We start from the raw sequence: 9,793 nt of genomic DNA on the forward strand, positions 1-9,793 counted from the left end.
CCGACGGCAGCGCATCCTGGGCCATCTTGAAGACCGGATCGCGGCGCAGCCGGTTGGCGTCGTTGCCGTCCTCGTAGCCGGCGGCAATCATCTTCATGCGAAAGCCGATCATGTCCGCCAGGCTGTGGACGACCTGGTCCGGGCAGCGCGGATCGTCGATGCAACGCGCCAGACGCTCGGCCACCCGCAACCGCTTTTCCACCTCGGCCAAGGCCAGAACGCCGCTGTTGGACGACAGCATGCCGCCGTCGAAACGGGCGACGACGGACTTGCCGCCGACTGATGACAAACCGCTCAGCGGCAGCGCAAGATCGTTCATGGTGGGTGTGGTCTCCGGGAAATGGTTCGGATCGGCTTAAGCAACCAAATCCTACGTCATTTCAACGGCTTGCGCCACATCCACCAACCCCCATGAATTTTTCAGGCTAGGATCCGGACCCATCAAGGGATTCCACTGACGGTGATTTTATGAGTCACGGTCTCCAAAGGGAGGCCACAGATGAATCGCGATTATTTCTGGCTGACGGAGGGAGCAGGTTTCGCGGCCGCAGGCGCTGCTGCCAACCGACACGCGCGGCAAGCCAAGAATCGATGACCGCCGAGCGATTGGCGGCATCGTCCATGTCCTCAAGTCCGGCGGCCGCTGGGTCGATGCCCCGCAAGTCTACGGGCCGAGAAAGACGCTCTACAATCGCTTTGTCCGATGGGCTGCCAAAGGCGTTTGGGTCGACATCTTCCACGCCCTGGCCTCGGCTGGCGGTCCTCCGGCTGAGGTCCTGATCGACTCTTCGGCCGTGAAGGCGCATCGCTGCGCTTCTGGCGGCAAAGGGGGGAGCAAAATCAGGCGATCGGCCGGTCGCGCGGTGGGCGAACCACGAAGATCCACGCCCTGACCGATGGCCTGTGCCGCCCGATCGCTTTCCTCTTGACCGGTGGCCAGGTCGCCGATTGCAGCGCCGGAGATTTGCTTCTGGAGCAGATGCCCAAGAGCCCGATCCTGCACGCCGACAAGGACTATGATACCAATGCCATTCGCCACAGGTCTAGGCTAAAGGGGCGATGCCGAACATTCCGCCGAAGCCAACCGGCGCTGGAAGAACTGCTTCTCCCCGTTCCTCTACCGTGATCGCAACGCCATCGAGCGCATGTTCGGACGGCTCAAGGATTTCCGCCGCATCGCCACCAGATACGATCGATCGGCCACGAACTTCCTCGCTGCCGTCTGCCTAGCCGCTACGGTCAGTTACTGGCTGTGACAGTTGTCCTCGACAAACAGAAGCGAACTTGCGCCCTGAAGCAGGGTGATCGCTTCAGAAACGGTGCGAAGGAGTATGTCACTCGCCGGCTCGATGTCGTGGATGAGGCCGGCGGCCTCACCAATCATGATCGCGGCTATTGTGGGATCGCCGCTTGCCCACGCTTCCCGGTAGGCAGCGGACTGCGCGTCAATGTCGGCAAGGAGATGGGCCTCATTGCCGTGCCAGGCTTCCGTAAAAGCATTCTTCCGAACGCGCAGTGAAAACCGCGATGGCCAATCCAGGCGGCGCGCTAGGTCCATCACCGAGGTTCGAACCGTGTCGTCTCCGGTCGCGGCAAGGGCAGCCTGGTGCAGATTTGGATGAACGAGAGCCTCCAACGAGGCCCAGAAACGTGATCCCATCACGACGCCATCAGCGCCAAGCATCAGCGCCGCTGCAAGCCCACGACCATCGGCGATGCCGCCGGCCGCGCAGATGAGCGTGTCCGGCGCCCGTCGCCGTACCAAGTTCGCGACCTCCGGAACAAATGTGAATGTCGCTCGCTTCTCACCGTGACCGCCGGCTTCCGCGCCTTGGGCGACGACAATGTCGGCTCCGGCATCAAGAGCGCGGCGCGCGTCGTCGAGGCTCTGGACCTGGCAGATCAAGGGGACCCCGGCGGCCCGTATTGCCGGCGAAAAAGGCGCCGGGTCGCCAAAGGATAGGAAAATCGCACTTGGTCGCCGCTCCAGGGCCTTATCGAGTAGGCGCGGGTTCCTGGCGAGTGACCAAGTTATGAAGCCGCAGCCGACAGGTCGGTTGCCAGATCGCTCGAACTCTCGCGTCAGCCAATCAGCGTCGCCATAGCCGCCGCCGATAAGCCCAAGCCCTCCGGCTGAACTGACCGCACCTGCGAGTTCCCCGCCCGATGCGAATGCCATCGGCGCGCTGATGATCGGATGCTGCAGTTTAAGCCGATCAGTGAGACGGGTTACGATGCGCATCATCACTCCAATAGATTGCCTTGAGTATCGCAGGTTCGGTTGATCCTATCGAGCCCCGCTCAGCGCCCGCGACTAACGGCAACCAGAGCCGCCAGCGCAGTCGACCGACGGTTATGAGTCCGGACCCTAACCCATCAGCAAACTTACGACCGGGCTTTGAGCCCGTCACCGATCGATCCTATGGCGCTGCGGTTACCTGGACCGACCTGAAACCAGCCTGTCCCAGCCTTAGCTTCAGTCCATCCAGCAATGCGGCACGAAGCAGATTTCAAGATCATGCGCGGCGTGAGATCTGCGTGGCCATCATCCTGAACCTCGTAGGCGCCAAATGGGCCTCGGCACATGAGGTCACTAACACTCTCGGTCTCTTTAGCCGCAGGCGGCAGTGAGCTCGGCTCAGCGCTCGTAATCGTTATCATTTGAGCGCTGGGTCTTGCGGTCCTGCTCTTCCGACTGCCGTGCCTTCTGTTTGTTGGCGTCCTTCTGCTTGGCTGCCACCTTCTCCTGCTCGGTGCCGGTGCGCGGCTGCTCCGGCTCGCGGGGATCGTCCCGAGTTGGAAGGTCTCGCCCTCGCGGCTCGCGCTCGGGGATCGGCTCGCCACCGCCACCACCACGACGCTGCTGCCGCTCGAATTGCAGCCGCGCGAGACGGTCGTGCATCTTGTCGTTCACCTCTTCACGATACTGTTCGAACTGTCCTTGATGCGCCGGCGGCAGCGTCTCGCGCATGTTGTCCAGAGCCTGATTGACGCGGGCCATCTGACGCCGCATTTCCAAGGGGGTCTGCGCCATGTCCAAATCTCCTATCAGTGCATTCAATTCTCTCATACCGGGATGGGACAGGAAAGACTTTTGCCCCGATTGATCAGCTCCGCGACCCGCGGCAGGACCTGGCTGCTGTCCCTCCCCTGTCCGATCGCGACGGAACCGCAGAAAATTGTTGCCGATCGACTCCGCTGCCGTGAGAGCCTGACCGACTATGCCCGCGGTCCGCATCGTCGTCACAGTCTTTTGCCATGCGGCAGCGATTGCATCGCCGTTCACGACTAGGGATTGTCCATCCAAACGGCGTTGCCGCTTGGCCTCCACTCGCTCGATCGTCCTGGCGCTGACCTGATAGCGCGGATCGCTCTGGGCGCGGCTATAAGCCCCGGCATGCTCCTTCGTGAACGGACGCGTCATCGCATGGTCCATGCGCCGCGTCGCCACCATCGCAATGCCGTTCTCGCGTGCTTTTTCCGCAAAGGTCTCGCGCCAGGCTGCGAGATCCGGCTTGTAGAATTTCAGGCGCTCGCCGTCGGCTGACCGTGCCTGCACCATTGCATGGATATGGACGTGCTTGGTGTCGTTGTGATGCGCCAGGACGAACTTGTATCCTGGCGCTCGCTCCTCGAGCACGCCGCGCGCCGCGGCCATGACGGCGTTGGCATCGGTGCCGGCTCTTGCCGAGAAAAGCAGGTGATAGGCATTGCGGCGTTCACGCCCCGAAAACTGCGGGCGCCATTGTTCGTACACCGCAGCCGCAGCCTTGGTGGAACTCTTCACCCCAGGCACGGGCTCGCCATTTGCGTGGCGGACGTGGCTGTTGGTGCGGATGAACTTCTGCAGGAAATATTTCGCTTTAGGTTCACGGCTCACGGCCGCCGTTACCTCTGCCTTGGCTACCAGCCCCGCCGCGCCCATTGCTTCGGACAAGCGCGCCTCGATCTTGTCGAGCGCCTTGCTGCGCGAATTTTCCCGACCGCCGGCCAGCACCTTGGCGAGCGGTCCGGCCCGCTCATCGGTGTGCGCGTATACCTGCACCGTCTGTCCATCCTGCGCATAGAGGAACGGTTTTGCACCGAAGGCCTTGTTCAACGCCTCGCTCAAGGCGGCATCGCTGACCTCGCCGGCGAGGTCGAAACGAGCTTCGATAAAATTGGTATTTTCCAAGGGCGGTTCGAACGTTTCGCAAAACGTCTCCAGGAACGCCTTTCGTGCGGCACCTGTCGCAAGCACCTGCCCATCCTCGTCGAAAATCTCGATGTCGTGTTTCTCGCCTTTTTCGTCGTCGCGCTTACCGATGTAATTGAGCAGCCGGGCGGCGGCTTCCTTGGTCGACGGAGGATTGGGCATGACCTTAAACACGGCAGGCTGCGCACCCGCCGCATAGCCTGCCCGTGCCGCCACGGCGCGCGCCCGATAGCCCGCCCGCGCCGCTCGTCCTGTAGCGCTCGCGCGATCGGTACCACGGCCGCCGCCGCCGCGCCGCTTCCAGTCTTCCTCCTCCTCTTCCGGCCGGAAACCGGCGAGCGTGGCGCCATAGACCATGATCGGGGCGCTAGCGGCCCTGGGCAAACTCGCAGCAGCAGTGGACTTCGGTGCCCTGCTCGACATGGAGCTCCCCGCCACTCCTGTCCCTCCCGGCGACGAACGAGGGGCGTTCCTGCCGCCACCTCCCATCGAGCCTGCTTGTCCTTGCCCGAGGCGTCCGCCGCCGCCGGCCCGCTCATGACTGTTCATCGCCTGGAATTCACCGGCCTCGCGTCGGGCGCTCGTCAGAGACTCGTCGTTGTCCAGGTCCTCGCGCTTCGCTCCCGACTCGCCCCGCAGATAGCGTTCGATTTCGGCCGCGTAGCCAGCAAGACGACCGCTCATGGCCTGGCCTCCCTCGCCTTGCGTGACCCGCCAGTCATCGCCTTCAGTTCCTCGCGAAAATGCCGCACCAGGTCTCCCACGGCGATCAGCGCCTGCTCAAGATTCTCGTCAGAAGGAATGCGGCCGTCGTTCATGGCACGCACGGCTTGATTGAAATTGACGCCGACGCGCCGCAGCTGATCAGTCATCTCCACGATCGCCGGCCGCAACGCCTCTGACGCGATAGGCAGATGCCCGGCCTCTGCCTGCACAAGACGCCGCACGACTTCGCTGACGGTCACGCCGTCCCGCTCCGCAATGGCTTTGAGGCTGGCCAGCTCGTCAGCCGAAAACCGGATGTGCGTCACCTCGCCATAGCGTCGTGACGCACTCTTCACCGCGGCTTTCTGGGCGTCTGCATCCATCTCTCAAGCCCGTTGCGGGCGCTAAGGCCCGCCAGGGCTGCGCCGCCTATTTTGTGTGTATCACAAAATAGGCTATCCTGCCAGGAAGAAGCAGAAATGATTGAGGGCGTGTTTTCTCACCAGCGCAGTTGTCGACGGCACAGCCCGACTCAAGCGTCGCAATGTCTCCATCGTGATTTGTTGTGATGTGGCGTTGAAGACTTGTTTCCATGTTAACATGGAAACATCAGGGCGGTCTGCACTCCGGTCAGCCCGGCAGATCATTCCTCGCATGAAGATGGCAACCGCCGCGTTGGTGACTGCACCCTGAACGAGCCCTTATCGGTGCGCGCCTGGGTTGCCAAACCAGTCTTCCCCGTTGACTATGTCACCATGTTTTGACCGTGATATCGTTCCCTGTGTCCATGATGACTTATGTCCTTGTTAACATGGACACAGGGAGCCCACGCCGGAAAGAGGCCCCATGATCATCTCCGCTGCGATCCCCAAGGGCGGCACTGGCAAATCGACGATGCTGCGCGCGCTCGCATCCGTCGCGCTGCATCGGGGCTATTCGGTCACTCTCATCGACGGCGACCGGCGGCAGAACATGAACCGCTGGTTCCAGATGCTGGGTGAGGCTGGCAATCGTCCTGACAGGCTGCAACTGGTGAGCGCGATGACCCCGCAGGAAGTCCTTGACGCCGCAGCCATTCACAACGGTGAGCGCTCCGTCGTATTGATCGATACGGAAGGCACCACAAATGACAACCTCATGGCCGGGCTCTACGCCGCCGACATTGTTGTCGTGCCGGTCTATTTTGCCCTCGACGATGTGACCGCCGCCATCCAGATCACTGACCACTACATCCCGCTGGCGGTCGAGAGCCGGGGTAGACCGCTGCCTGCGATATTCGTGCTGACCAAGCAGACCATCATCGATGGCAGGGCGCGAGCCCTGACCGAACTGCGCGCCATCATCCAGGCCAACGGCACGCCGATTGCAGAACACGTCCTGCACAATCGTGTTGCCTACCGCGATCTTCAGACCGGGCAGACCCTTTACAGCCATGGGGTGCCTGATGCGAAGGCGATTGCCGAGAGCGAAGGGGTCTTCGACGACCTTCTGCAAACCTTCATCGAAGCCACAAGGAACGCGGCATGAGTGAAGAAACCGCACCGAAACCCGGTCACGACAAGAAAGCCCGCATGATGAAGGCGATTTCCACGCAGCCGCCGGCACTGCCGAGCATGTTCATTTCATCGCCGAAGATCGAGGCGCAGAAGCTGGAGCCGAATGTCGGATCGGCGATGTCGCAGACGCCCGAGCCGGCATCGGGTGCAAGCCCTGACTTTCGCAAGCTGCTGCGGCAGGGTCAGAAAAAGGATCCGATAGCCGGCAAGAAGATTCGCGACGAGGAGATGATCCGCTGCGGGTATTACCTGACGGCTGCGGAGCAGCGCCATTTCAAGCTGCTGGCGATCAGCAACGGCCACAGCATGACCGAACTGCTGCGAAAGGCTGTGCAGGATTATATCCGCATTCATAAGCACAAACTGCCGAAGGAATGACCGACGGTATGGAGCCGCTATCGCCTGTTGCGACAGGTGATGTTCGTGGCTCTTGCTATGTGCGAAAAAAAGGGCCCGCGACGATACTTCGTCGCGGGCCCTGAGATGTTTGCCTACTTGGATTGGTTGAGGTGTTTCAGCAGTTGACCAAGGAAGTCGTCCCGGTCCGGAAGCGCACTGGCTGCCGCTTTGTCGCCGACCAGCTTTGCCGCCAGTTTGGGCGACAACGGCATGAAGTCGTAGCCGTGTGAGATGGCTGCATGGCGAAGATCGTCAAGCGCTTCGAACGCGCGATCGCGGGTGCCAAGCCAAAGACGGGGCTCGTCGGTTTCCTGGTGCGGGAACGCTTGCAGGAAGTAGGTCCGAAGCGGTGGGTCGTAGCCGATGACAGCGTCTGGATCGGAGTGGCCCTTTCCGGTGACGGTGCCAGTGATAGTGATAGTGTAGCGGCTCATTGCAACCTCCTTTTGCCGGTGGGGAGCCGGCCCCTTGCGGGGCCGGCCACCGATGCCTCACTGGGGGTTGTTCCAGAGGATGACCTTCTTGTTCTCCTCGCCGCCCGGGGCGGGTGCGAGGTTGCCGAAGATGACGCCGATCTCAGGCGCTTCCAGCTTGACGGAGAGGTATTCCTCGCCCGAACGCTGGGAGGTGCGGTGCCAGCCGGCTCCGATCTCGAAGCCAGTGCGCTTGTTGACGATCCGGTAGTCGGGCGCGTCCTCGCGCGACTTGTTGGTGTTCGGGATCAGGGTGATCGGGGCGTTGACCCGGAGCGTGGCAAAGACGCCTTCCATCGAGCCGTCGGCCTTGGTGGTGAGGTTTGCGATCGTGGTGGCCATGGTAGTTCTCCTTCGCTTGCATCGGGACCATTCCCGATGGCGCCAAAGGAGAGGGCCGTCCTGCTGCGGTCATCTCGGCGAAAATTCTGGAAAATTCTATTTGCCGAAAAAACAGCGTGCAGGCCCTTCGCCTGTCCGCAGACAAAAACAGAAATCGAATTTTCCTGAATATTCGCCGAGATGTACCCCCAACGGGGGTTGACCGCACAAAGCAGGCGGTCGTCTACAAAGGCGACATGAAACGGGAATGGCCCCGGATGCGGCAGATGGACAAGAACTCAGGCCGCCATCGCTTGACCGCCGACGCAACGCTGCCGGATCTCAGGAAAAGGCTTACCCCGCCAGCCTCTCGGGTCATCGTCTGCGTCGTCAAAGACCTCGAACAGCAGCCTGGCGCGTGAACCGCCTTGCGTGTTCGGCATGGCGGCACAGCGGTTTCGAGTTCGGAACCGACTGGCAGCGAACTTCACGCCCCTCTCGGCGAGGCCTCGCAACCAGGTTGGATGACCAAGTAAGCCAGGATGTTCGGCACGCTTGCACCCGCTTCAGATGCGAGACAGATCAAGATGATCATCTTGCACAACGCCTCGCGGCTCTGCGCGTGGGCCGGTTTTGAGAGAGGCCGGCCCCGGCCGTTTATAAAGTGGAGTTGGGGGGCGGGGCAGGATCAAGCATATCGAATCGGACCCGCCGGGCTGTCAGGGGGACCGCCCGTACATCATCCTGGCAACGCCCGACGCTCGTCCGGCGTCATGCGGGCTTCGGCTTGGCGGCGAATGTCCGGACCGACATGGCGGAGCATGGCGCACCAGTCTTCCACATTGTACGTCGTCGCCATGCTGCCCCTGGCCAGATCGTAAATGACGCACGGCTTGTTCGCGATGGCGAGCCGAAGCACGTTGACGGCCGTCCCGGGTGATGCGCCATCCCAGATCATCATGCCAAAGTCGGCGCGCCGCGCCATCTCCCGGTCTTTGGCAGCGTGGAACCAATACCCGTGAGCGCCTTCAGGAGACGGGACATGGTAGGCAGCCCAGTCGCCCAGATTGTTGCGAGGTTCCTTGCCCGCATGGAAGACCCCGACATGTTCGTAGCCGTAGCCAGCGAGCAGGCCCTGCGCCTCGGCATCGGCCCCAGACGCGTCGCCAATCAGCACGCCGTGCTCTGCAGCGACGATCGCGCCGATGCGAGCGATGGCAGGTTCCGGCAGCTCGAATATCTCGCGTGATCCACCTATGAATATCATCGATATCGTGACTTTCCCTTCTCTCTAGCGCCCCCCGCCCCGCGCCGGCCGCCCTCTCCCTCGCCCCTGCGAGAGGGATCGTCACCCGAAGGCCGAGACGGCGAAAGCCGGCCCGGGGAGCGGCGAGGCGCCGCGACTAGAGCCCGGCCGGCCGGTGGCCGGCGCGCCCGGCCCCTGCCGCGGGGGGGGGCCGCCGGGCCCGGCTCCCCCCCGCCCCCCGCCCCCCCCCCCCCCCCGCGCCCGGACCCTGCCGCTGGTGCTCATGCGCTCGATCCAGGAGTGAGCTTCTGGCTGGCCGACAAAAGCCACTAGCTCCACGCGCGTAACGCCTCCGGCACGATCCGACCCTGTTGATCGGACAACTCGCCCTCGACCACCGCGATGCCGGGCAAGGCGTCGGCAGCGGCCCGGTCAAGGACGCGCTGCATCGCTGCGTCGCCGGCGCCGACATCGTGGTGGGCCGCGCGGTGGTGGTGCGGGCGATCGATGACTGATTGTCGCGCGGGAATGAATCCCTGCGGCGGCCGCCGGCCGGTGCGGATGGCGCGCGGTGCGCTGTTTGGCTGGATCACGCCTGGCGCGAGGCCGTAATAGCCGACGACTGCGTCCTGGTCGTGAACGATCTGGACGCGGGTAAACCCGCGGGCCTGGTTCGTTCGGGCGAAGCCGGCCAGCCAGGCGTCGAGCGCGGCTTTGCTGCAATCGAAGCTGCCGAGGCGGTGCGCGTCGTTGAGGAGTTCGATGCCTGAAAGCGCCACCTAGAGCGTCGGACGTTCAGTTTGAATCGCGAGGGATTCCAGTGAGGCGTGGTTCATGATTCACTTCCTGTAGGAGGTGATTTGCCATGCCCAAGCCCTATTCGCTCGATTTGCGTGAA

At 62.7% G+C, this 9,793-nt stretch carries 11 protein-coding genes and 1 pseudogene; 4 read left to right on the top strand and 8 right to left on the bottom strand.

All coding sequences use genetic code 11. The features are described 5' to 3' along the window. Nucleotides 1-319 (bottom strand): transposase (locus NKJ55_RS34585; protein ID WP_352453809.1); only part of this gene is annotated, 319 nt, incomplete at its 3' end. A gap of 180 nt (nucleotides 320-499) precedes the next feature. Between NKJ55_RS34585 and NKJ55_RS34590 the strand changes: the two are divergent. After that, nucleotides 500-1,256 (top strand): annotated as a pseudogene (locus NKJ55_RS34590) (IS5 family transposase). On the opposite strand, the gene NKJ55_RS34595 reads toward NKJ55_RS34590, so the two are convergent. From NKJ55_RS34595 to NKJ55_RS34605, 3 genes are all read right to left on the bottom strand, one after another. Next, the gene (locus tag NKJ55_RS34595; RefSeq protein ID WP_036246111.1) at nucleotides 1,244-2,242 is read right to left on the bottom strand and encodes an NAD(P)H-dependent flavin oxidoreductase; all 999 of its coding nucleotides are present in this window, start codon (nucleotides 2,240-2,242) and stop codon (nucleotides 1,244-1,246) included. The pseudogene NKJ55_RS34590 and the gene NKJ55_RS34595 sit on opposite strands and share 13 nt — an antisense overlap. 396 nt (nucleotides 2,243-2,638) lie before the next feature. Beyond that, on the bottom strand, nucleotides 2,639-4,879 hold the full coding sequence (locus NKJ55_RS34600; protein WP_352453810.1) for a relaxase/mobilization nuclease domain-containing protein: 2,241 nt from the start codon (nucleotides 4,877-4,879) through the stop codon (nucleotides 2,639-2,641). Beyond that, the gene (locus tag NKJ55_RS34605; protein ID WP_352453811.1) at nucleotides 4,876-5,283 is read right to left on the bottom strand and encodes a plasmid mobilization protein; all 408 of its coding nucleotides are present in this window, start codon (nucleotides 5,281-5,283) and stop codon (nucleotides 4,876-4,878) included. The genes NKJ55_RS34600 and NKJ55_RS34605 overlap by 4 nt, the downstream gene beginning before the upstream one ends. A gap of 463 nt (nucleotides 5,284-5,746) precedes the next feature. On the opposite strand from NKJ55_RS34605, the gene NKJ55_RS34610 reads away from it, so the two are divergent. Both NKJ55_RS34610 and NKJ55_RS34615 read left to right on the top strand, forming a co-directional pair. Further along, nucleotides 5,747-6,427, top strand: a complete 681-nt coding sequence (locus tag NKJ55_RS34610; RefSeq protein WP_352453812.1) for a nucleotide-binding protein — start codon at nucleotides 5,747-5,749, stop codon at nucleotides 6,425-6,427. Further along, the gene (locus tag NKJ55_RS34615) at nucleotides 6,424-6,834 is read left to right on the top strand and encodes a hypothetical protein (protein ID WP_352453813.1); all 411 of its coding nucleotides are present in this window, start codon (nucleotides 6,424-6,426) and stop codon (nucleotides 6,832-6,834) included. The genes NKJ55_RS34610 and NKJ55_RS34615 overlap by 4 nt, the downstream gene beginning before the upstream one ends. A 113-nt stretch (nucleotides 6,835-6,947) precedes the next feature. Here the strand turns inward: NKJ55_RS34615 and NKJ55_RS34620 are convergent, their stop codons facing one another. Then, on the bottom strand, nucleotides 6,948-7,289 hold the full coding sequence (locus NKJ55_RS34620) for a hypothetical protein (protein ID WP_352453814.1): 342 nt from the start codon (nucleotides 7,287-7,289) through the stop codon (nucleotides 6,948-6,950). Nucleotides 7,290-7,346: 57 nt separating this feature from the next. Beyond that, nucleotides 7,347-7,670 carry a DUF736 domain-containing protein gene (locus NKJ55_RS34625; RefSeq protein WP_023803002.1) on the bottom strand — a complete coding sequence of 108 codons (324 nt, stop codon included), beginning with the start codon at nucleotides 7,668-7,670 and terminating at the stop codon, nucleotides 7,347-7,349. A gap of 266 nt (nucleotides 7,671-7,936) precedes the next feature. Here NKJ55_RS34625 and NKJ55_RS34630 point away from each other — a divergent pair, with 266 nt between their 5' ends. Beyond that, a complete protein-coding gene (locus NKJ55_RS34630) occupies nucleotides 7,937-8,071 on the top strand; it encodes a hypothetical protein (protein ID WP_352453815.1) in 135 nt (44 codons plus the stop codon). A 317-nt stretch (nucleotides 8,072-8,388) separates the two neighbouring features. Here NKJ55_RS34630 and NKJ55_RS34635 read toward each other — a convergent pair whose 3' ends face one another. Together NKJ55_RS34635 and NKJ55_RS34640 are read right to left on the bottom strand one after the other, a co-directional pair. Next, complete coding sequence (locus tag NKJ55_RS34635; protein ID WP_352453816.1) at nucleotides 8,389-8,916, bottom strand: hypothetical protein; 528 nt, start codon at nucleotides 8,914-8,916, stop codon at nucleotides 8,389-8,391. 308 nt (nucleotides 8,917-9,224) lie between these two features. Beyond that, the gene (locus tag NKJ55_RS34640; protein WP_352453817.1) at nucleotides 9,225-9,674 is read right to left on the bottom strand and encodes an N-acetyltransferase; all 450 of its coding nucleotides are present in this window, start codon (nucleotides 9,672-9,674) and stop codon (nucleotides 9,225-9,227) included. Between the last annotated feature and the right edge of the window lie 119 nt (nucleotides 9,675-9,793).

This window comes from Mesorhizobium sp. M0106 (genome assembly GCF_040322715.1).
Classification (GTDB): domain Bacteria; phylum Pseudomonadota; class Alphaproteobacteria; order Rhizobiales; family Rhizobiaceae; genus Mesorhizobium.